The following is a 20,233-nucleotide window of genomic DNA, read 5'->3' on the forward strand; positions in this document are numbered from 1 at the left end:
GAATCGTGTAGCCAACAGGAGACTTTTCGACGCTGGATGAGCGCGCAGACTGTCTCGACAGGGCTAGGCGACGATCCGATCGCTCCCAGGAGATGTCATCGCGCTACCGATGCGGCTTAGCATCGATGTGTGGAGGGCCCATAGTGAACGCGCGGCACGTTGATCTGATCCTCGCGATCGGAGTCGCGTCAGTGGTGGCCGTCATCATCTCGTCCGGGCAGGGGGGCGTGGAAACCGTCAGCCCGATCGCTTACCTATGGGCGATAGGCCTAGGGCTGTTGATGACCGTGCGCCGAACCCATCCTATTCTGGTCCTGCTGCTCACCACGATTGGCTACTTTATTTACCATGCGGCGGGTTTCCCCGCCGCTGGAGTAGCCGTACCGATCTCGGCAGCGCTCTACTCCGCCGCGGAGATGGGATACACGCGCGCGGCGGTGCTGACGGGATTCGGGACTCTGGCCGGGGCGACCGCCTACCGAGTGGCGGACCGTCAGGACTTGGCCTTCGTGCTCGGGTATGAATTGGCCTCGCATGCGACCCTAATCGCGGCCGTGATCGCCTTGGGGCATACCGTGCGGACCACCCGTCAGCTTCGCCTGCGTCGCGACCAGGTCACCCGCCTCCTCAACCGTCAGCGGGAGATGGACGACGATGCGAGGATCCGGGACGACCGACTGTCCCTGGCCCGCGAACTGCATGACTCGATCGGGCACTCCCTGACAGTCGCGTCGCTGTACGCCGGGCTGGCTCAGGACCAACAAGCCCACCAAGCCCAACGCACGCAGTCACTCGCCATGGTGCGCACCGCGATCTCCGAGGCACTATCCCACCTGCGTCGGACGGTTCGCGTTCTTCGAGGTGGCGCCGACCACGACACTGTGCCGGGGATTGTGGACCTGCCGACATTGATCCAGACACCTCAGCAGGCGGGTTATGACGTCAACCTCGAAGTGGCGCCGATTTGCGTTGCACCTCCGGTCGAGTCGGCGATCTACCGCCTGGTTCAAGAGGCCATCACCAACGTACTGAAGCACTCGAACGGGCGGACCATCAAGGTGCAGGTCATCGAAGCACCGTCTGCTGACGTCGTCGTGACAGTCAGCGACGATGGATGCAACGACATCGGGTCGCCGGTCAGTCTGGGCGACGGCCTGAGCGGGATGCGCGAACGGGTGATCGACTTGGGAGGCGTCCTCGATGTCCAAGCGGACCGGACCGGGTGGCGAGTCGAGGCGAGGATTCCGAAGGAGATCAGATGATCAAGGTGCTCGTGACCGACGATCAGCGGCTACTGCGGGAGGGCTTGCGGTCGATTCTCGAGGCCGCTGAGGACATCACGGTCGTCGGCGAGGCAGGCAATGGCCGCCAAGCGGTCCAGCTCGGTCGCGAGCTACGGCCGGACGTCTTCTTGATGGACCTACAGATGCCGATCATGACCGGCCATGAAGCAATCCGCGCGATCCGGCAGGACCCGACTCTGCGCGGCTGCCCAATTCTTGTCCTTACCACCTTCGATGACGAGGACGACATCGTGGAGGCGCTTGCGGCCGGGGCCGATGGTTACCTCCTCAAGGACATCGACGCAGAGGACTTGCGGCGGGCAGTTCGCAGGGTGCACGCAGGCGAAGCGGAGATGACCTCGGGGGTTCTACGCCAGTTGATGAACCGATTCGCTCGCCTCCCCACGCGGCGCGCTCGTGAAGCTGGACTGGCCGGGCTCACCGAGCGGGAACTCGAGATCCTCACCGAGGTCGGCAAAGGGCTGACCAACGACGAGATCGGCAAAGCTCTCTACCTCAGCCCCGAGACAGCCAGGACGTACGTGAGCCGCCTGATGACCAAGCTGCGCGCGCGGGACCGCGCTCAGCTGGTGATCTTGGCTTACCGCGCTGGGCTCGTCGATCCCACTCACGAGTAGCACTTCTCCGAGTGGTCGATGGCCTCGGCGAACGGGATCTCCCATTCGTCCATCCAGTCAGGCCAGGTGCCCGAAGCGGGCCGTCGCCAGGCCGACTGCATCATCTCGTAGGCCCGTTGCTGACGGGTCAATCCGCGGCCATTCAGGCGAACCGCCGTCGTCCGCCTGTGCTGGCTGAGGCCAGCCGCAGTCGCGACCGCTCAGCCTGGTCCAGCGCCGATTGCCGTGTACGCCGTGGGGCGTCGCGCCGCCCGCAGGGCATGCGGGGGCTCACCCGCATAGCGGACGACGTCGCGGGTGAGGTGGCTTTGGTCGGCGTACCCGGATGTCACCGCGAGCTCGGCCAGCGACCTAGCGGCGATGTCGGCCAGCGCCTGCTCGAACCTGATGACACCGGCGACGTCCGCGCGTAGGTGCTCACCGCGAGCCCGGTGATCCGCGCTGCACTAGTTGTGCTCGTTTGCGCCTTGCGCCAATGTCCCTGGACATCACAACCAACCCGCGGCTGCCTGGGGTTACGCGCTGTACTTGCCGATCAGGTGGGGATGGTGGCGCTCGGCGACGTCCGGGTGGCTACGCACCCGGCTCTTGAGCACATTGAGCCCGTAGCTGGCGTGGATGGGGTTCTGCGGATCGCGGGTGACGCCGCGCCGCAACCCGTCGTACTCACGCGGCAGCTCCCACGTGGGGAACGACGCGTCGAAGTTCGGGTTGAAGAAATAGGGGACGCTGATCCGGTCGTCCTCGCCCTCCTGAGCGACGACCCGGTGCACGGTCGCCCTCAGGACGCCGTCGGTGGCCACCTCAAGCATCTCGCCGATGTTGACGATGAATGCATTTTCGACCGGCGGGGCGTCGATCCATTCGCCGTCCTTCTCGACCTGCAGTCCTGCCTTGCCCGGTTCGACGAACAGGAGAGTCAGCACTCCGCCGTCCTTGTGGGCACCGACACCTTGGTCGGACTGGCCCGCCGTACGGCCGGGATAGCGCACGACCTTGATGAGCTCGTTGGCCGGCTCATAGACGGAGTCAAGCAGCCGCGGGCTCTGACCGAGCGAGACCAGCCACGCCGACAACAGCTTCCTGGCGACGCGCTCTACTTCCGAACGCCACTGCTCGATGACCGTGCGCAGCTCGGGAAGTGCTGCCGGCCACTGGTTGGGTCCGATGAGCGTCGCCCAGTCCGCCTCGAGTGTGGAGGGCTCGCGCTCCGCTCCAAAGTCGATCTGCTCACGTTCATCTCGCTTCCCTCGGGTGAGCTCGTTGCCGAGAGCCGAATAGCCCCGGTAGTGCGGGCTGTTGAGCTTGTCGATCGAGAGCTTCTCGGCGACCGGTAGCGCGAAGAACTCTCGTGCCACGGTGATCAGTCGTCGCTGAAGGTCGACTGGTACGCCGTGGCCGGTGAGATAGAAGAAGCCGTACTCGCTCGTCGCTGCGCGCAGGTCGTCCAGAAACTCGCGCTCCCTGGTGGGATCGTCGAGCGTGCCGAGGTCGAGCACTGGCAGGGTGAGGGCGCGCTCCACAGTGGTGTTCATCAGGATTGCTCGCTTTCGTTAGTCAGGACGTCCGGCGCAGCCGGCGACGGACGAGGAGATCGCCGACCGACTGGACGGCTTGTACGAGGACGATGAGCAGGACGACGGCGGTCAACAGCACCGGCGTGTTGAAGCGCTGGTATCCGTAGCGGATGGCGAAGTCGCCGAGACCACCGCCGCCGATGGTGCCGGCCATGGTCGAGTAGCCGATGAGCATCACGAGCGTGAGGGTGGCGGCCGCGATCAGCCCGGGCAGCGACTCCGGAAGCAGCACCTTGCGCACGATCTGCCAGCCGGTCGAGCCCATCGCCTGCGCGGCCTCGATCTTGCCGGTCGCGATCTCGCGCAGCGCCGACTCGACCACTCGGCCGAAGAAGGGGATGCTCCCGATCGTCAGTGGCACGATCGCAGCCTCCGGTCCGAAGGCCGTCCCGACGATCGCCCGGGTGACCGGGATCAGAGCGATCAGCAGGATCAGGAAGGGCAGCGAGCGTCCGATGTTGACGATCGCACCCGTCACGGCATTGATGAGTCGTTGCGGCCAGAGTCCGCTCGGGCTCGTGATGTATAGCACGACGCCGACTGCGCCCCCGATCACGACGGTCAGAACGAAGGCGACCGAGACCATAAGAGCGGTCTGGCCGAGGGCCTCCCACAGCTCGGGAAGCGCCTCTCCGACGGTCGTCTTCCTCATAGCAGCATCCTCTGCCGTTGCTGTAGGTAGCGCGGTATGACCGGCTTGTGCTCGAGGAGCTGTCCGAGCGGCGACGAGCCGCCGACGAGCTCGGCCAGGGGACCGGCGTCCACCACCGCCCCGTCGGCGAGCAGTGCTGCCGAGTCACAGGCCCGCCGTACGACGTCGAGCTCGTGCGTGATCACCACGACGGTAAGACCGAGCTCCTGGTTGATGTCGATGACCAGATCGAGGATCTGCTCGGTGGTGGCCGAGTCGAGCGCGCTGGTCGGCTCATCGCACAGCAATACCTTCGGGTCGGCTGCGAGCGCCCGGGCGATGCCGACGCGCTGCTTCTGACCGCCCGACAGCTGCGCCGGGTATGACTCCGATCTGTCGGCCAGACCCACCAGTTCGAGCAGCTCGAGTGCCCGCTCGCGGCGCTGTTGCGGGGGCACGCCGACGATCTCGAGCGGAAACTCCACGTTCCCCCGCGCCGTACGTGAGCTCAACAGGTTGAAATGCTGGAAGACGACGCCGATGTCGCGGCGCGCCCCGCGCAAGGCCCGCTTCGACAGGCCGGTAAGCGACCTCTCGTCGAGCAGCACTTCGCCCGAGGTCGGGCGCTCGAGTAGGTTCAGGCACCTCAGCAAGGTGCTCTTCCCTGCGCCGCTGCGTCCGACGATTCCGTAGATCTCGCCTCGCGCGATCGACAGGTTGATGTCACGCAGGGCAACGACCGGTCCATCGGCGCCCCGGTACTCCTTGCGCAGGTCGACGATCTCGATCATCGCTACTTGGTCCCGTTGACCGCGATGACGGAGCCCTCATAGGTCTGGTCGATCCACTTCGCGATCTCCTCCGACTCGAGTGCCTCGGTCAGATCCTTCACGCGCGGGTCGTCGGCTAGCTCCTTCTTGACCGTGAGCGTGTTGGCATATGGGTTGCCGTCGACCTTCTCCAACGCGAGCGCGTCCTCCGCCGGCTTGAGCCCGGCCTCGAGCGCGTAGTTGCCGTTGATGACGCTCAGCGCGATCTTCGCGTCGGACAGCGTGTTGGGCAACTGTGCCGGGTCGATCTGCACGAAAGACAGGTTATGCGGATTGCCGACGACGTTCTTCTCGGTGACCTGGCTGTAGTCGAGTCCGGGATCGTCGGCGTTCACGTTCAGCTGCACGAGTCCGGCGTCCTGCAGCAGGAACAGCCCGCGCGCGAAGTTGCTGACATTGTTCGACAGTGCGACCGTAGCCCCCGAGGGGACGTCGGTAAGGCTCTTGACCTTCTGTGAGTAGACGCCCAGGGGTTCGACGTGCACCTTCGCCACGTTGACGAGGTCGTCGACCTGGTGCTCAGCCGACCACGACTTCAGGTAGGGATCGTGCTGGAAGTAGTTGGCGTCCACATCCCCGGCTTCGAGAAGCTGGTTGGGGTCGATGTCTCCAGAGATCTCCTTGATCTCGATCTCGGTGTCACCGAGGAGGGCCTCCTTCTGGATCTCCTTGAGGATCTCGCTGTGTGGCACCGACGACGCCATGACGACGAGGGGATCACTCGAGCCGCCCTCATCGGAGGACCCGCAGGCTGATAGCGATCCGGTGAGGGCGATGGCGGTGACGGCGACTGCCGCGCGGTAGATGGCGCGGCTGGAAAGGGTGCGAATCATGATCTTCCTTCGTGGGTGGTCATGCCTCGCCGGCACACCTGGCACAGCAGGTGTGGGGACGATGGCATACAAAGAACAGCGACTGAGCGCTGGAAAGGGGTGGTGCCGGGGGTCTACGGCGAGGCGACGGCTCGTCCGCGAGCGGAACTTAGTTCAGCGACAACAGCACATTCGCGACGCGCATGACGTCGGTACATTGCAGCCGCGGAAGCTGATTTCCATCGAGACCCCGTGATCTTCAGTCACCGTCTGAGGCGGCGACCACTTTTATCCGACCTCGGCTGAGGCCCGGATCAGGTATTCACCTAGGGCACCCCGCAGTGGCTGAGGGAAGCCGTCCAGCAAGCTAGGGCTTGGCGCTGGATCTCTTTACCTTCGCGAGCGACCGTAGCAGACGTTTGAATACTTGACAACTGGCCGCTCCGCTACCCTCGTCGCGCGACTCCTCGAGCGCAGTTGCATCGAGACACGTCAAGGCTCCAGGATGGGCGGGCATCGCGGCCACAGCGAGGCGGGCTTGTGGCCCGCGTTGGCGCCCTCGTCCGTCGCGACCGTCAGGGCTCATCACCCAGCCGGCGGTTCTCGGCCTTCAGCCGTTTGAGCGCGGCGGCTTCCTCGCTGGCCTGCCCATCACGCTCCCCGGCATCGACCTCAGCCTGCACCACCCAGCGACGCAACGATTCGACACCTTCCTGGCGAGCGACGGCCTCGATCGCCTTCGCCCGAGACGGGTACTCGCCCTGGTGCGCGCGCACCGGCCACACCGCCTGCTCACGGGCAGCAACATCAATCTTCCTTGGCATAACCCCGTCCTTTCAACTCGAAAGGAAGCGGCATCAAACCTGGGACGGTTCAGCCCGCGGAATGACCCCCCGGATAGTGGGCCCCGTGGGACTCGAACCCACAACCTACGGATTAAAAGTCCGCAGCTCTGCCAATTGAGCTAGAGGCCCAGGAGCCGCCTATGGCGACGTCCGCCCACGATCATACGGCGTGCCCGACACACTTCCCGACGGCTCCGAGACCGCAGGTCCGGCAGATTTCGCATCGTGCAGGTAGCGCTACGCGTGTGGCCCCTGCGAAGATGTCCGGGTACAACCACGCGCAGGAGGAGATAGATGGGTGCATGGGGCACCGGCCCGTTCGAGAATGACGACGCCCTTGACCTGGTCGGTGAGATCAACGATTCCGAGCCCGATGCAGTAGCCGAGCTGCTCACCGACATCCTCGATGTGCCCGATCCTGACGAGGAGATGGACGAGGTCGACGGCACCGAGGCGTACGCCGTGGCGGCGCTGCTCGCCGCCAAGCTGGAGCGCCTGGAGGTCACCTCCCCCGACGTCCTCGATGCCGTCTCAAAGATCCCGACAGAGGTGGTGGGTGCACTGCTGCCGAACGCGCGCACGATGCTCACCCGGATCCTCGGGGAGAACAGCGAGTTCGCCGAGCTGTGGATCGAGTCGGGGCGTCTCGAGAAGATCCGCGGCGAGATCGGCAAGATCCAGCGCGCCCTGCGCTAGCGATCCAGCCGCCTACACTCACTCTCGTGAGTGACTCGAGCGCGCCTGCCCGCACCAACACCAAGACCATCCTGACGGCGCGTCCGTCGGGCATCCCGGACGAGTCGTGCTTTGAGATCGTCGAGGAGCCCGTTGCTGCTCCGGCGGCGGGTCAGGTCGTGGTCCGCAATGAGTACCTCTCCGTCGATCCGGCGATGCGGGGTTGGGTGAGCGCGGTCGCCAACTACTCCGAGCCCGTGCCGATCGGTGCCGTCATGCGTTCGTTCGCCGCAGGCGAGGTCGTGGAGTCGCAGCACCCCGATTACCCCGTCGGCACGAAGGTCATGGGGATGCTCGGCTGGCAGCAGTACGCCACCGTCGGCGCCGATGCGATCTGGCGCAAGGTCACCGAGGACGACCTGCCGCTCTCGCTGAGTCTCGGCGTCCTCGGTCTCAACGGCCTGACGGCGTGGGCCGGCGTCCGCGAGGTGCTGCGACCCGAGTCTGGTCAGAGCGTCGTCGTCTCGACCGCCGCCGGAGCCGTAGGCTCGCTCGTCGGCCAACTATGCAAGGCGATCGGATGCCGGACCGTCGGCATCACCGGCAGCGCTGAGAAGGTCGCTCTGTGCGTCGACGAGTTCGGGTTCGACGCCGCGGTCGACTACCGCTCGTCGACCTTCGTCGATGACCTCGCGGCAGCGTTGCCGGACGGCGTCGACCGCTACTTCGACAACACCGCCGGGTCGATCACGGACGCCGTCCTCGAGCATCTGAACACCCACGCGGCGATGGTGGTGTGCGGTACGGCGTCCATCTCGTCGTGGGACCCGTGGCCCACCGGTCCGCGCATCGAGCGGCGCATCCTCACCACCCGGGCCCGGGTCGAAGGGCTGCTGGCCTTCGATTTCATGGACCGCCTCCAGGAGGCCGTCGCTGATCTGGCCGGCATGGTGCGCGCCGGCGAGCTCACCTATCGGGAGGACGTTCTGGAAGGCATGTCCAGCGCTCCGGGCGCCATCGCTGGTCTGTATCGCGGCGAGAACCTCGGCAGACGGGTCATCCGCCTCTAGCCTGGATTATTGCCGGTTCCGAACCCCGCCTCGCCGGCTACTGGTCGGTAGTTGTCCCCGGATGTGGCAATCCCGCCGCAGCTGGGGACATGTTGTTCTGTGCCGCCTGGCCCGTCAGTCGGAGTTCGGATCGATGAGCTCCGGCTTCGCCGTCAGGACGGCGATCGGGATCGTCACCGGCGCGCTCACAAGATCCGGCAGAGTGCCGCCCACGGTGCTCGTACCGTCGAAGCCGGTCCAGGTCACCGAATAAGCAACCTGCACCGTCACATTCCACGAACCACCGTCGGTCTCCTGCGTGAACTGCACCGAACACGTAGGCGACGGCTCATCCATCGGAGTGCCCGCCGGAACCGGCGTCCCCGGTCCGGCGCAGGACTTCTGCGCGGTCGCACCATCGTTCGGGTCGATGATGATCGTGTGCGGAGCAATCGTCGCCTGCACCCAGACCGGGCCGACCTCGACCCGCGGCGTGAGAGTCGTCCACTGTGCAGCATTCATCCACACCCAGGTGTGTACGTTCTTCAACGTCGCCCGCCGACCATCCTGCAGCAGATAGAAAGGATCCAGACTCACCTCCGGCGTCACCACCGTGACCGACGAGGTAGCCGACTGCGCCAACACCTCCGGCGAAGGCAACTCCGGCGCAGGCGCTGCGGGGGGAGGACCAGACGGGCACCCCGTGAGGCCGACAGCACAGATTCCTGCCCAACTAGCCTGCTCGACCGTCATCGGGGGCGGATCAGGAGACCTTCGGGGAGCGGCTGGGACGTTACTTGGCGTCGCAGCTGCAGGCGGTGGTGGCGATGGTTCCTCACCATGGAAACTTCCGTCCACGGAGGCAGTTCCGTTGCTCGGATCAGTAGAGGCGCTCGGTGCAGCACCCGCGGCGCTGACGCCTATTATCAGCACGCCGCAGCAGGCGCTCACAACGACCGTGCTGAGCCTAGTCAACATGCCTCATTCGTCGCGACCGCCGAATGAACCATCCACTTGCCCGCATCCTCGATGACGAGTTGCGCCTCGACCCGGGTGCCGGGTCCTCCCCTCGCGACGACCTGACCACCGGAAATGCTCACCATCTCCTCGGTGCTGCCGTCGCGACACTCTATGACCGTCGCGCCGTTCCCCACAATGACCACTTCGAGTGGACCGAACGTGATCCCTCCGCTAGGTTTTCTGTCTTCAGCGGCAAACTGCTGGAACACCTTGACCCAGTTCTCGACGACGGGTTGCTCCGCGAAGGGGGTAAAGGCGGCGCGAACCTCGTCGTCGGTCGGCGTCGTCAACGTGTAGATCGCGTTGTAGTAACCCTTGTACTGATCAACCACCGCCTGCTCGTCCGGGGAGAACGACGAGCTCGCGGAAGCGGCCGACTCGCTGCCGGACGAGACTTCCGAAGTCTCAGAGGCGGTAGCGGACGATGTTGCATCGCTAAGGTCGGTGGGCTGGGTGGGCTCATCGGTACATCCCGCGCCGGTCATCACGAACGCGCCGACCATCATCCCTGCGGCCCATCGCATGACACGGCCCATCGTGCACTCCCCGCTCGTCGGCGTCCCTCGCTCGCTTCGAGCTCCAGCCGCCACAGAATAACCAGCGCACGACGGTCAAACCAGGGTTGTCCACAACGCCATCTGCGACGAATACTCCCGCCCAATCCGGAAAGCTCCTGCAGCACTGCCGAGGTGCGCTCAAAGATCTCGAAAAGGCAGCCTGCCTGCACAGAACTCCGCCTCGCCGGTTACTGGTCGGTAGTTGTCCCCGGATGCGGCAATCCCGCCGCAGCTGGGGACATGTTGTTCTGTGCCGCCTGGCCCGTCAGTCGGAGTTCGGGTCGATGAGCTCCGGCTTCGCCGTCAGGACGGCGATCGGGATCGTCGCCGGTGCGCTCACGAGGTCGGGCAGAGTGCCGCCCACGGTGCTCGTACCGTCGAAGCCGGTCCAGGTCACCGAATAAGCAACCTGCACCGTCACATTCCACGAACCACCGTCGGTCTCCTGCGTGAACTGCACCGAACACGTAGGCGACGGCTCATCCATCGGAGTGCCCGCCGGAACCGGCGTCCCCGGTCCGGCGCAGGACTTCTGCGCGGTCGCACCATCGTTCGGGTCGATGATGATCGTGTGCGGAGCAATCGTCGCCTGCACCCAGACCGGGCCGACCTCGACCCGCGGCGTGAGAGTCGTCCATTGCGAGGAGTTCATCCACACCCAGGTGTGTACGTTCTTCAACGTCGCCCGCCGACCATCCTGCAGCAGATAGAAAGGATCCAGACTCACCTCCGGTGTCACCACCGTCACCGACGTGACAGCTGACTGCGCCAACACCTCCGGCGAAGGCAACGCCGGCGCAGGCGCCGGCGCCGCTGTTACCGGCGCTGGCTGGCAGCGCGGATTCGTGGCGGCCAACAACCCGCACGTGCCTATAGGTGGAGCTCCGGCTGCGACGAACGGGCTTACGGGCACGGCCGCAGTATCGCCGCGAGCAGTGATGGTCGAGGTTTCGCTTCCCGCCGGTGGCTGACTCGAGCTGCTTCCGCTGCCGCGGTCGCTCGTGTTACCGCGGACGCTAACCGAGTTGGCTTGCTTTTCGGCCCCAACATCATCGGCAAAACCGGGCGCCGCGACGATTAGAAGACCAACGGCCAGCCCAATAGCTCGCCGTCCGGTCGTCAGCACCCGCCCTCCGTCGCATTAGCTTCTTGCACCAGCCATTCGCCGGAATCGCTAAGGAACAGCTCTGCAACCACCTTCGTCTCCGGAGAACCGTGAGACTTCGTAGACTTGTCCGCCGACGAAATGACCAATTCTGACGTGCCGTCGCGGCATTCGATCACCACAGCCACCTGCCCCGTAATGGCGACCTCGAGCGGACCAAACTGGATTTCGCCACCTGGCTCGCTTCCTTCAGTCGCCAGTTCTTGGAACACCTTCACCCAGTTCTCGACCACATGCTGTTCGGCATAGGGGGTGAAGGCGGCGCGAACCTCGTCGTCGGTCGGCGTCGTCAACGTGTAGATCGCGTTGTAGTAACCCTTGTACTGATCGACCACCGCCTGCTCGTCCGGGGAGAACGACGAGCTCGCGGAAGCGGCCGACTCGCTGCCGGACGAGACTTCCGAAGTCTCAGAGGCGGTAGCGGACGATGTTGCATCGCTAAGGTCGGTGGGCTGGGTGGGCTCATCGGTACATCCCGCGCCGGTCATCACGAACGCGCCGACCATCATCCCTGCGGCCCATCGCATGACACGGCCCATCGTGCACTCCCCGCTCGTCGGCGTCCCTCGCTCGCTTCGAGCTCCAGCCGCCACAGAATAACCAGCGCACGACGGTCAAACCAGCGTTGTCCACAGACCGATTCGCGGTCATCGACTGATACACGAGCACTGGCGGCTTGAGGCGTCTCTGCCGGCGTCCGGCCGTCATCGACGAACGTGGGGTCGCACTCGCGGGCTGCGTCTTGGCCGCTGGACAGAGACGAACGTGCGGTTGGCGGCCGTGCGCGCCGACGGGGTGGCCCGCCCCCACCCCCGCGCGACCACAGGCCGGAAGAGAGGACTTCTAGGCACCCCGGGAATCACCACGTGGCTGTGCGGTCGCGGGCTGCCGAAACCTAGGCGTGCTTGATCTCGGCGGCCTTCTCCAGGCCAAGCTGCTCGATCGAGGTCTGCCGCATATCTACCTTGCGGATCTTGCCGGTCACCGTCATCGGGAACTCATCGGCGACGATCACATACCGCGGGATCTTGAAGTGGGTGATCTTGCCGCTGCAGAACTCCCGCACCCGCTCCGAGTCGAGATGTTCGGACGCCCCGGGCTTCATCTTGATCCAGGCGCACAGCTCCTCGCCGTACTTCTCGTCCGGGACGCCGACCACCTGCACGTCCTCGATGTCGGGATGGGTGTAGAGGAACTCCTCGATCTCCCGCGGGTACACGTTCTCGCCGCCGCGGATGATCATGTCCTTCAGCCGCCCCACGATGTTGACGTAACCCTCTTCGTCCATGGTCGCGAGGTCGCCGGTGTGCATCCACCCATCGACGACTGCCTCGGCGGTCTTCTCCTCGTTGTTCCAGTAGCCGAGCATCACCGAGTACCCCTTGGTGCAGTACTCGCCCGTCTCGCCGTACCCCACGGTCTCACCCGTCGCCGGGTCGACGACCTTGATCTCGATGTGCGGCAGCACCCGACCGACGGTCTCGGTACGCCGCTGCAGGTTGTCGTCCATGCGCGTCTGGCACGACACCGGGGAGGTCTCGGTCATGCCGTAGCAGTTCGTGATCCCCTCCATGTTCATGTCCGAAACGATCCGCTTGGCGACCTCGATCGGCGCCGACGAGCCAGCGATCACCCCCGTGCGCAGCGACGACAGATCGCGCGGGTTCTTGTCGAGCTCGGCGAGCATCGCGATGAACATCGTCGGTACGCCGTACAGCGCGGTGCACTTCTCGGCCACGACCGCATCGAGCGTGATCACCGGATCGAACGCCGGCGCTGGGATCACCGTGCAGGTGCCGTGCGTGAGCGCGCCGAGGTTGCCCATCACCATGCCGAAGCAGTGGTAGAACGGCACCGGCAGGCAGACCCGGTCCTCCTCCGTCCACGCCTGCGTCTCGGTCATGAAGTAGCCGTTGTTGAGGATGTTGCGGTGCGAGAGCGTCGCGCCCTTCGGGAAGCCGGTCGTGCCCGAGGTGTACTGAATGTTGATCGGCTCGTTCTGCTCGAGGCCGTTCATCACTTCGTGGATCCGGTCGACGTCCGCCTCGGTCGACATCAGGTCGTTCCAGCTGTCCTCGCCGAAGAAGATCAGCTTTCTGACCGTCGGGGTCTCCGATTGGACGTCGAGCAGCATCTGCTTGTACTCGCTGGTCTTGAACGACACCATCGCGATGACCATCGAGATCTCGGACTGGTTCAGCACGTAGGCGAGCTCGTGCGAGCGGTACGCCGGGTTGATGTTCACCAGGATCGCGCCGATCTTCGCTGTCGCGTACTGCGTGATCGTCCACTCGGCGCAGTTCGGCGCCCAGATGCCGACCCGATCGCCCTTCTTCACACCAAGGTCGAGCAGGCCCGTGGCGACCCGGTCGACGTCCTCGTTCAGCTCGCGCCAGGTCCACCGTCGACCGCTCTGGACCTCCACGATCGCCTCGCGGTCGCCGAAGCGCCCGACGGTCTTCTCGAGCATCTCGCCGATGGTCTCGGTCAGCAGTGGCGGGGTGTCCTCGCCCTTGCGGTAGGCCTCTCCGGTCATTCGCAACTCCGGTGCTGTACGGGGGCGTTGCGGGATCAACGCCAGCGTGTTGAGGATGGGCTCGGGACAGCCCACGGTGGCCTCATTCTGCCGACTCGCAGCGCTGTTGGCTAGGTCACGAAGCCTGCCCGGCTATGCACCGTGCGACGGCCGCGATTTAATCGACGACAGACCGCACGTTTGTATAGAACCTAGCCGCGGCGGACGCCGCAGAGGGAGACACCGCATGGGACCGCTCAAGGGCATCAAGGTCATCGAGATCGCCAGCCTGGCACCCGCCCCGATGGGGACGACGATCCTGGCCGACCTGGGCGCCGAGGTCATCCTCGTGGACCGGCCCGGTGGCACCAAGGGCGGCGCCAACACCGGCGACGGCAACCCGGTGCGGCGCAACCGCCGCTCGATCACCCTCGACCTGAAGAAGCCCGAGGCGCTGGAGATCCTGTTGAAGCTCTGCGACGAGGCTGACGTGTTCGTCGAGGGCTTCCGTCCCGGCGTCACCGAGCGACTCGGCCTCGGCCCTGACGACCTCGCCGCCCGCAACCCCGGCATCGTCTACGCACGCATGACCGGCTGGGGCCAGACCGGCCCGCTCGCGCAGACCGCCGGCCACGACATGAACTACATCGCGATGACCGGCGTCCTGCACATGCTCGGCAAGTCCGGCGACAAGCCGCAGTTCCCGGCCAATCTGCTCGGCGACTTCGGTGGCGGCGGCATGCTGATGGCGCTGGGCATCCTCGCGGCGCTGGTCGAGCGGGCGAGCTCCGGCAAGGGCCAGGTCGTCGATGCCGCGATGGTGGACGGCGCCGCCCAGCTCGCCTCGTTCATCTTCGGCCTGCGTGGCGCCGGTCAGTGGAGCGAGCCGCGCGGTGAGAACCTGCTCGATGGCGGCGCACCCTTCTACGACACCTACGAGTGCGCGGACGGCGGGTATCTCGCCGTCGGCTGCATCGAGCCGCAGTTCTATGCCGAGTTCCTCAAGGGACTAGATATCGACCCCGAATCCCTGCCGCACCAGCACGACCGCGAGCAGTGGCCAGCGATCAAGGCCCGCTTCGCCGAGACGATCGCGAAGCAGCCGCGCGCCCACTGGGAGCAGGTCTTCGAGGGCACCGACGCCTGCGTCGCGCCGATCCTGTCCCCCGACGAGGCGTTCGTGCACCCCGCGAACACCGAACGGGGGGTCTTCACCGAGATCAACGGCGTCCCCCAGCCAGTCGGCGCGCCTCGGTTCAGCCGCACGGTCAATGACGCGCCGAAGGCGCCGCCGCCCGCCGGCGAGAACAACGACGAGATCCTCGCCGGCATCGGCTACTCGGCCGACCAGATCCAGCAGGCGAAGGACGCCGGCGCCCTCGGGTGGCCGACCGCGAACGTTGAGCGCCGCCAGGCCGGGCGTCTCACACGTGGGCTGATCGGGCCGCCCTAAACTCGACGGATCATGCCTGACAGCCCTCGCCCGGACGACGCGATCCCGCCGTCCGACCACACCGCCGAGCCGGCCGATCCGGACGTCGTACCCGTCAAGCCCCGTGAGCGCTCGGACGACGCGCTCATCGAGAGCGAGACGGTCCGGCGCCGGTGGCGTGAGCATCCGGTCGCGAGGATCTTCGCCCGGATCGCGGTTGCGCTCGGCGGGGTACTGATCGGCGTCCTGCTGGGTGGCCAGACCACCGCCGACATCGGGCCGATCCGAGTCAGCGCCGAGCTCTTCGTCGGGCCGGGTCAGGCCGTGCTGCGGATCCCGCCGCTCGGAGCGCTCGAGGTCGACGCCTACGAAGGACCGCTCCGTCTGGAGATGACGGTGCTGCAGGTCGACCAGGCCAAGGCCACGCAGTACGTCAACGGTGCTAGCAGCCTGGACCAGCTCACCGCCGAGGTCGAGAGCGACCTGCGTGACACTCTGCAGGCGCTCGCGCTCAGGACCGTGGGGTGGGCGATCGTCGGCGGCGGGATCGCCAGTTTCCTTATGTTCCGGCGATTTCGCGAGGCGCTGATCTCGGTCGGGACGTCGGTCGCGCTGATCGTCGCCACCGGCGTCGTCGGCTACCTGACCTTCGATGCGAAGGCACTGCAGCAGCCGACGTACACCGGCCTGCTCGCGCAGGCTCCTGCGATCGTCGGCAACATCACCGACCTGGCCGACAAGTTCGCCGACTACCGCAAGTCTCTGGTCAAGCTGGTCACCAACGTGTCGACCCTCTACACCGCCGTATCGACGCTGCCGACGGATCCGGGCACGGGAAACACGACGAAGGTGCTGCACGTCTCCGACATCCACATGAATCCCGCCGGGTTCGACCTCATCGCCAGCCTCGTCGAGCAGTTCCAGATCGACTTCGTGATCGACACCGGCGACCTCGTCGACTGGGGCACCCCACAGGAGTCGAAGACCTTCGAGACCATCGGCGGGCTCGGCATCCCCTACGTGTACATCCGCGGCAACCACGACTCGCTCACCACCCAGGAGCAGGTTGCCCAGTACCCGAACGTCACCGTGCTCGAAAAGAGCACCGTCGAGATCGAAGGCCTGACCATCGTGGGCGTAGGGGATCCGCGGTTCAGCCCGGATCGGACGACGTACGACGACTCCAGCCTCGACGAGGCGGTCGAGAAGTCGGCCGAGGACTTCGCCGAGTACGTCGCGGACCTCGATGAGGGGCCCGACATCGTGCTGTTCCACGACCCGAAGCCGGAGGAGATCCTGCAGGAGACCGGGCCCATCGTGCTGTCCGGGCACCGCCACAAGCGCACCGTCGACCAGCTCGACAACGGGACGCTGCTGATGGTGCAGGGGTCGACCGGGGGCGCCGGTCTGCGCGGCCTGGAGGGCGAGGACCCGACTCCGTTGACCGCGACGGTCCTCTACTTCGACACCGAGACCAACGAGCTGATCGCGTGGGATGACATCCGGCTGGGTGGGCTGGGCCAGACCGACGTGTCGATCGACCGTAGCCTCGCCCCCGAGGCGATCGAGGAGGCGGAGGAGTCAGCCGCGAGCATCACGCCGAGTGAGTCTCCCGCGCCGGACGACGACACCTCCCGCCCGTCGGGCCCGACGAGCGGGACGGCGCCGTCCGAGCCGCAGACCACCGCCGAGCCCACCCCCGCTACGACTGCCAGCCCCGGCGGCTAGGTCTGGACGAGCCGGTGGCTGGGTCGGCGTGACAAAGCGCACCCCGGGTGGCGCGGCGGTTCGCCGATCCCTTATGCTTCTTGAGCCCCAAACGACGGGACGCGCCCTGCAGGATGCGTGCGGTCGGGCGGAGGGTGAGGCCCCATCGTCTAGCGGTCCAGGACTCTGCCCTTTCACGGCAGCAACACGGGTTCGAACCCCGTTGGGGTCACGAGGTACTATCAAGTGCTTCAGAAACTGAATAGCAAGGCCCTGTGGCGCAGTTGGTTAGCGCGCCGCCCTGTCACGGCGGAGGTCGCGGGTTCGAGTCCCGTCAGGGTCGCCAGCATTGCGAGCGACGAGCAGTACATGTAGCCAAGGCCAGGTAGCTCAGTTGGCAGAGCGTCCGACTGAAAATCGGAAGGTCGGCGGTTCGACCCCGCCCCTGGCCACTCCAAAGCCCCAGGTCAGAACGCAGGTTTTCGACCTGGGGTTCGTCGTTTCCCAGATCCCTACGGTAGACGAGTCTCGACAGTCGTCGAGCGAGACAGCGCCACGACCCACCATCCACGGTCGTCGAGCGAGACAGCGCCACGACCCACCACCCACGGTCGTCGAGCGAGACAGCGCCACGACCCACCACCCACGGTCGTCGAGCGAGGGAGCGCCAGCGACCGACGTCGAGACGCCGCAACCGACGACGTGTTTGTGGACGGCGATCTCGGCGTCGCTCGTGCCTCGCTCGCTCGATCACCGTGGTTCCGGCCCAGCACACCGCGCTCGACCACCGACGTTCCGGCCCAGCACACCGCGCTCGATCCCGCGGCAGGCAGATGTCACTGCACGACGGCGAGGGTCAACGCCATCAGCGCCATGCCGCCGATCAGCGCGTAGATCGCCACGTGATGCTCGCCGTACTTCTCGGCGGTCGGCAGCAGCTTGTCCAGTGACACGAACACCATCACGCCGGCCACGGTGGCGAGTGTGAGGCCGAAGATCGTGTCGGTCATGAACGGCTGGATCAGCAGATAGCCGAGGACGGCGCCGACCGGCTCGCTGAGGCCGGTGAGTGTCGCGAACCCCGCCGCCTTCCAGCGGCTACCGGTGGCGACTCGGATAGGGACGGCGACGGCGACGCCCTCCGGGATGTTGTGCAGTGCGATGGCGATGACGATGGGAAGCGCGAGCCGCGGGTCCTCCAGGGCCGTCACGAAGGTGGCGAAGCCCTCCGGGAAGTTGTGCAGCGCGAGCGCGAGCCCCACCATGACGCCGGTGCGCAGCAACGCCGGGTCGATGCCCGCCCCGTTTCCCATGCCCCCGGGTTCGAGCGGTTCGTGCGGGTTGATCGACATCGGTACCAGCCGGTCGATGATCGCAATCAGCGCCACGCCAGCAAAGAACCCGGTGAAGACCCACCACGGCACCGCGTCCTCGGGCTGCTCCCGGCCGATGTACTCGGCCGCCGCAGGCATCATCTCCGCGAACGACAAGAAGATCATCACGCCTGCGGAGAAACCGAGGCCGCCAGCGAGCAGCTTCGGGCCAGGCTGCTTCCCGACCGCGATGATGACCCCGCCGATGCCGGTAGCCAGGCCAGCGAGCAGCGCAACCCCGAGCGCGAACCAGACTCCCTGCACCGAGACAGAATACGGACGCCCATCCGCGCCCGATGACCTAGGCAGGATCTGGCCGCTTGGCTGCTCGTCGTCGATCAGCACGCGACGTTACGAGCGCGTGAAGCAAGACCGGCCCGCAGGGCGAATCGGTTGAGCCGCGCGTACAGGTCGGCAAGGCTGGGGACATGCGAATCACGGACACGACCGACCTGTGGTGGAAGAGCGCCGTCGTCTACTGTCTCGACATCGAGACCTTTTATGACGCGAACGGAGACGGCGTAGGCGATATCGAGGGACTCACCGACCGGATCGACTACCTGGCCGATCTGGGCATCAACTGCCTGTGGCTGATGCCGTTCTATCCGAGCCCCGACCGGGACGACGGCTACGACATCATGGACTACTACGGCGTCGATTCGCGGCTGGGCAACCATGGCCAGCTCGTCGAGCTCGTCCAGATCGCGCACGACCGGGGAATCCGGGTGATCGCCGATCTCGTCGTCAACCACACCAGTGACCAGCACCCGTGGTTCAAGGCCTCTCGCAAGGAGAAGGACCCCGAGAAGAACCCCTACCGCGATTACTACATCTGGCGCTCGGACGAGCCCGGTGACACCTCCGACCAGGTCGTCTTCCCCGACAAGGAGGACTCTATCTGGGAGAAGGACCCAAAGACCGGCGAGTACTACCTGCACCACTTCTACAAGCACCAGCCCGACCTCAACCTCGACTACCCGCCGGTCGTCGAGGAGATCCTGCGCGCCATGGGCTTCTGGCTGCAGCTCGGGTTCGACGGCTTCCGGGTGGACGGCGTCCCGTTCCTGGAGCAGAAGCCGGAGAACGCCGATCCGCAGTACGCGGTCGACCCGCACAAGTTCATGAAGAGCCTTCGCGACTTCATGTCGTGGCGCAACGGGTCGGCGATGATGCTCGGCGAGGTCAATATGACCCGCTCCGACCAGCTGAAGTTCTTCGGGGGCGAGGCAGCCGACGAGATGCAGATGCAGTTCGACTTCATCACCATGCAGGCGATGTACCTGGCGATGGCCCGCGAGGACGCGCAGCCGATCGTCACGGCACTGAACAGCCGTCCGGAGATCCACCGCTCGTGCCAGTGGGCGATGTTCCTGCGCAACCACGACGAGCTGACTCTGGACAAGCTCACCGACAAGCAGCGCCAGGAGGTCTTCGACGCGTTCGGGCCCGAGAAGGACATGCAGGTCTACGATCGCGGCCTGAAGCGGCGCCTGCCGCCGATGCTCGGCGGCGACCCACGGCGCGTAAAGATGGCCTACTCCCTGATGTTCGCCCTGCCCGGAACCCCAACGCTGTACTACGGCGAGGAGATCGGGATGGGCGAGGACCTCGAGGCGGAAGCGCGGATGGCCGTCCGTACGCCGATGCAGTGGAGCGCTGAGAAGAACGGCGGCTTCTCCACCGCCCGCCCGTCGCGTCTCGTCCAGCGCACCGTCCCCGGCGCCTACGGCCCGGAGCACATCAACGTACTGGCCCAGCAGCACGATCCCGACTCGCTCATGTCGTGGATCCGCCGCCTGATCCAGATCCGGCGATCCTGCCCCGAGGTGGGCTGGGGCAAGATGACCGTCCTGGAGCACGACGGCGGCAAGAGCGTCCTCGCGCACCGTCTCGATCTCGACGACTCGTCGGTCATCGCCGTCCACAACCTCTCCGCCGACCCGACGACGGTCCAGATCCCGACGGCCGGTCAGTTCGAGGACCCCCACATCACCGACCTGCTGACACACGAGTCACCCGAGATCCCGGACGGCGGAAGGCTCACCGTCACCCTCGACGGCTACGGCGTCCAGTGGCTCCGGGTGCGCCAGGCCGGCCACCTCGCGATCCCCTAGGCGGCCTGAC

At 65.9% G+C, this 20,233-nt stretch carries 18 protein-coding genes, 4 tRNA genes, 1 pseudogene and 1 riboswitch; of the genes and pseudogenes, 10 read left to right on the top strand and 13 right to left on the bottom strand.

Annotation, left to right across the window (positions count from 1 at the left end; genetic code table 11):
• The first annotated feature begins 143 nt into the window (after positions 1–143).
• Both DAA40_RS05680 and DAA40_RS05685 read left to right on the top strand, forming a co-directional pair.
• Entirely contained in the window at positions 144–1,262 is a 1,119-nt protein-coding gene (locus tag DAA40_RS05680; RefSeq protein WP_158716255.1) for a sensor histidine kinase, read from the top strand.
• Positions 1,259–1,921, top strand: coding sequence for a response regulator transcription factor (locus DAA40_RS05685; RefSeq protein WP_106848680.1), 663 nt, complete (start codon positions 1,259–1,261; stop codon positions 1,919–1,921). Before DAA40_RS05680 ends, DAA40_RS05685 begins: the two co-directional genes overlap by 4 nt.
• Here DAA40_RS05685 and DAA40_RS16120 read toward each other — a convergent pair.
• From DAA40_RS16120 to DAA40_RS05715, 7 genes and pseudogenes are all read right to left on the bottom strand, one after another.
• Entirely contained in the window at positions 1,912–2,052 is a 141-nt protein-coding gene (locus DAA40_RS16120; protein WP_158716256.1) for a hypothetical protein, read from the bottom strand. The genes DAA40_RS05685 and DAA40_RS16120 overlap by 10 nt on opposite strands.
• 384 nt (positions 2,053–2,436) lie before the next feature.
• Positions 2,437–3,456: an isopenicillin N synthase family oxygenase gene (locus DAA40_RS05690; RefSeq protein WP_106848681.1), complete on the bottom strand. Its 1,020-nt coding sequence runs from the start codon at positions 3,454–3,456 to the stop codon at positions 2,437–2,439.
• 22 nt (positions 3,457–3,478) lie between these two features.
• Complete coding sequence (locus tag DAA40_RS05695) at positions 3,479–4,150, bottom strand: methionine ABC transporter permease (RefSeq protein WP_106848682.1); 672 nt, start codon at positions 4,148–4,150, stop codon at positions 3,479–3,481.
• Positions 4,147–4,920, bottom strand: a complete 774-nt coding sequence (locus tag DAA40_RS05700; protein WP_106848683.1) for a methionine ABC transporter ATP-binding protein — start codon at positions 4,918–4,920, stop codon at positions 4,147–4,149. Before DAA40_RS05700 ends, DAA40_RS05695 begins: the two co-directional genes overlap by 4 nt.
• A 2-nt stretch (positions 4,921–4,922) precedes the next feature.
• On the bottom strand, positions 4,923–5,792 hold the full coding sequence (locus tag DAA40_RS05705) for a MetQ/NlpA family ABC transporter substrate-binding protein (RefSeq protein ID WP_106848684.1): 870 nt from the start codon (positions 5,790–5,792) through the stop codon (positions 4,923–4,925).
• A 258-nt stretch (positions 5,793–6,050) separates the two neighbouring features.
• Positions 6,051–6,166: riboswitch (SAM riboswitch) on the bottom strand.
• A 186-nt stretch (positions 6,167–6,352) separates the two neighbouring features.
• Positions 6,353–6,595: pseudogene (locus DAA40_RS05710) on the bottom strand (IS3 family transposase); the annotation flags it as partial.
• Between the two features lie 77 nt (positions 6,596–6,672).
• Positions 6,673–6,745: transfer RNA gene (locus DAA40_RS05715), tRNA-Lys, on the bottom strand.
• A gap of 165 nt (positions 6,746–6,910) precedes the next feature.
• Here DAA40_RS05715 and DAA40_RS05720 point away from each other — a divergent pair.
• A complete protein-coding gene (locus DAA40_RS05720; RefSeq protein WP_106848686.1) occupies positions 6,911–7,312 on the top strand; it encodes a DUF4259 domain-containing protein in 402 nt (133 codons plus the stop codon).
• Between the two features lie 26 nt (positions 7,313–7,338).
• Entirely contained in the window at positions 7,339–8,361 is a 1,023-nt protein-coding gene (locus DAA40_RS05725; protein ID WP_106848687.1) for an NADP-dependent oxidoreductase, read from the top strand.
• A 114-nt stretch (positions 8,362–8,475) separates the two neighbouring features.
• Here DAA40_RS05725 and DAA40_RS05730 read toward each other — a convergent pair whose 3' ends face one another.
• The 5 genes from DAA40_RS05730 to DAA40_RS05750 all read right to left on the bottom strand — a co-directional run bounded on the left by DAA40_RS05730 (position 8,476) and on the right by DAA40_RS05750 (position 13,618).
• Positions 8,476–9,093 carry a hypothetical protein gene (locus DAA40_RS05730; protein WP_158716258.1) on the bottom strand — a complete coding sequence of 206 codons (618 nt, stop codon included), beginning with the start codon at positions 9,091–9,093 and terminating at the stop codon, positions 8,476–8,478.
• A 218-nt stretch (positions 9,094–9,311) separates the two neighbouring features.
• Positions 9,312–9,896, bottom strand: a complete 585-nt coding sequence (locus DAA40_RS05735; RefSeq protein ID WP_158716259.1) for a hypothetical protein — start codon at positions 9,894–9,896, stop codon at positions 9,312–9,314.
• A gap of 286 nt (positions 9,897–10,182) precedes the next feature.
• The gene (locus DAA40_RS05740; RefSeq protein WP_158716260.1) at positions 10,183–10,644 is read right to left on the bottom strand and encodes a hypothetical protein; all 462 of its coding nucleotides are present in this window, start codon (positions 10,642–10,644) and stop codon (positions 10,183–10,185) included.
• A gap of 392 nt (positions 10,645–11,036) precedes the next feature.
• Positions 11,037–11,621 (bottom strand): hypothetical protein, encoded by a 585-nt coding sequence (locus DAA40_RS05745; protein WP_158716261.1) that lies wholly within the window; start codon positions 11,619–11,621, stop codon positions 11,037–11,039.
• A 356-nt stretch (positions 11,622–11,977) separates the two neighbouring features.
• Positions 11,978–13,618 (bottom strand): AMP-binding protein, encoded by a 1,641-nt coding sequence (locus DAA40_RS05750; RefSeq protein WP_106848692.1) that lies wholly within the window; start codon positions 13,616–13,618, stop codon positions 11,978–11,980.
• Between the two features lie 226 nt (positions 13,619–13,844).
• Here DAA40_RS05750 and DAA40_RS05755 point away from each other — a divergent pair, with 226 nt between their 5' ends.
• From DAA40_RS05755 to DAA40_RS05775, 5 genes are all read left to right on the top strand, one after another.
• Positions 13,845–15,050, top strand: coding sequence for a CaiB/BaiF CoA-transferase family protein (locus tag DAA40_RS05755; protein WP_106848693.1), 1,206 nt, complete (start codon positions 13,845–13,847; stop codon positions 15,048–15,050).
• A gap of 12 nt (positions 15,051–15,062) precedes the next feature.
• Positions 15,063–16,757: a metallophosphoesterase gene (locus tag DAA40_RS05760; protein WP_106848694.1), complete on the top strand. Its 1,695-nt coding sequence runs from the start codon at positions 15,063–15,065 to the stop codon at positions 16,755–16,757.
• A gap of 138 nt (positions 16,758–16,895) precedes the next feature.
• Positions 16,896–16,968, top strand: a tRNA-Glu gene (locus tag DAA40_RS05765).
• Between the two features lie 37 nt (positions 16,969–17,005).
• Positions 17,006–17,082, top strand: a tRNA-Asp gene (locus DAA40_RS05770).
• A 33-nt stretch (positions 17,083–17,115) separates the two neighbouring features.
• A tRNA-Phe gene (locus DAA40_RS05775) sits at positions 17,116–17,188 on the top strand.
• Positions 17,189–17,572: 384 nt separating this feature from the next.
• Here DAA40_RS05775 and zupT read toward each other — a convergent pair.
• Positions 17,573–18,373, bottom strand: coding sequence for a zinc transporter ZupT (zupT, locus tag DAA40_RS05780; RefSeq protein ID WP_106848695.1), 801 nt, complete (start codon positions 18,371–18,373; stop codon positions 17,573–17,575).
• Positions 18,374–18,537: 164 nt separating this feature from the next.
• On the opposite strand from zupT, the gene DAA40_RS05785 reads away from it, so the two are divergent.
• Positions 18,538–20,223 carry an alpha-amylase family protein gene (locus DAA40_RS05785; RefSeq protein WP_106848696.1) on the top strand — a complete coding sequence of 562 codons (1,686 nt, stop codon included), beginning with the start codon at positions 18,538–18,540 and terminating at the stop codon, positions 20,221–20,223.
• Positions 20,224–20,233: the final 10 nt, after the last annotated feature.

The organism is Blastococcus sp. Marseille-P5729 (assembly GCF_900292035.1).
In the GTDB taxonomy this organism is placed as follows: Bacteria; Actinomycetota; Actinomycetes; order Mycobacteriales; family Antricoccaceae; genus Cumulibacter.

Excerpts from the sequence above, each read along its gene's own strand:
- DAA40_RS05690 (WP_106848681.1), bottom strand. The coding sequence starts at position 3,456 with ATGAACACCACTGTGGAGCGCGCCCTCACCCTGCCAGTGCTCGACCTC.
- DAA40_RS05700 (WP_106848683.1), bottom strand. The coding sequence starts at position 4,920 with ATGATCGAGATCGTCGACCTGCGCAAGGAGTACCGGGGCGCCGATGGA.
- DAA40_RS05755 (WP_106848693.1), top strand. The coding sequence starts at position 13,845 with ATGGGACCGCTCAAGGGCATCAAGGTCATCGAGATCGCCAGCCTGGCA.
- DAA40_RS05785 (WP_106848696.1), top strand. The coding sequence starts at position 18,538 with ATGCGAATCACGGACACGACCGACCTGTGGTGGAAGAGCGCCGTCGTC.
- DAA40_RS05735 (WP_158716259.1), bottom strand. The coding sequence starts at position 9,896 with ATGGGCCGTGTCATGCGATGGGCCGCAGGGATGATGGTCGGCGCGTTC.
- DAA40_RS05695 (WP_106848682.1), bottom strand. The coding sequence starts at position 4,150 with ATGAGGAAGACGACCGTCGGAGAGGCGCTTCCCGAGCTGTGGGAGGCC.
- DAA40_RS05750 (WP_106848692.1), bottom strand. The coding sequence starts at position 13,618 with ATGACCGGAGAGGCCTACCGCAAGGGCGAGGACACCCCGCCACTGCTG.
- DAA40_RS05720 (WP_106848686.1), top strand. The coding sequence starts at position 6,911 with ATGGGTGCATGGGGCACCGGCCCGTTCGAGAATGACGACGCCCTTGAC.
- DAA40_RS05730 (WP_158716258.1), bottom strand. The coding sequence starts at position 9,093 with ATGACGGTCGAGCAGGCTAGTTGGGCAGGAATCTGTGCTGTCGGCCTC.
- DAA40_RS05760 (WP_106848694.1), top strand. The coding sequence starts at position 15,063 with ATGCCTGACAGCCCTCGCCCGGACGACGCGATCCCGCCGTCCGACCAC.
- DAA40_RS05745 (WP_158716261.1), bottom strand. The coding sequence starts at position 11,621 with ATGGGCCGTGTCATGCGATGGGCCGCAGGGATGATGGTCGGCGCGTTC.
- DAA40_RS05685 (WP_106848680.1), top strand. The coding sequence starts at position 1,259 with ATGATCAAGGTGCTCGTGACCGACGATCAGCGGCTACTGCGGGAGGGC.
- DAA40_RS05705 (WP_106848684.1), bottom strand. The coding sequence starts at position 5,792 with ATGATTCGCACCCTTTCCAGCCGCGCCATCTACCGCGCGGCAGTCGCC.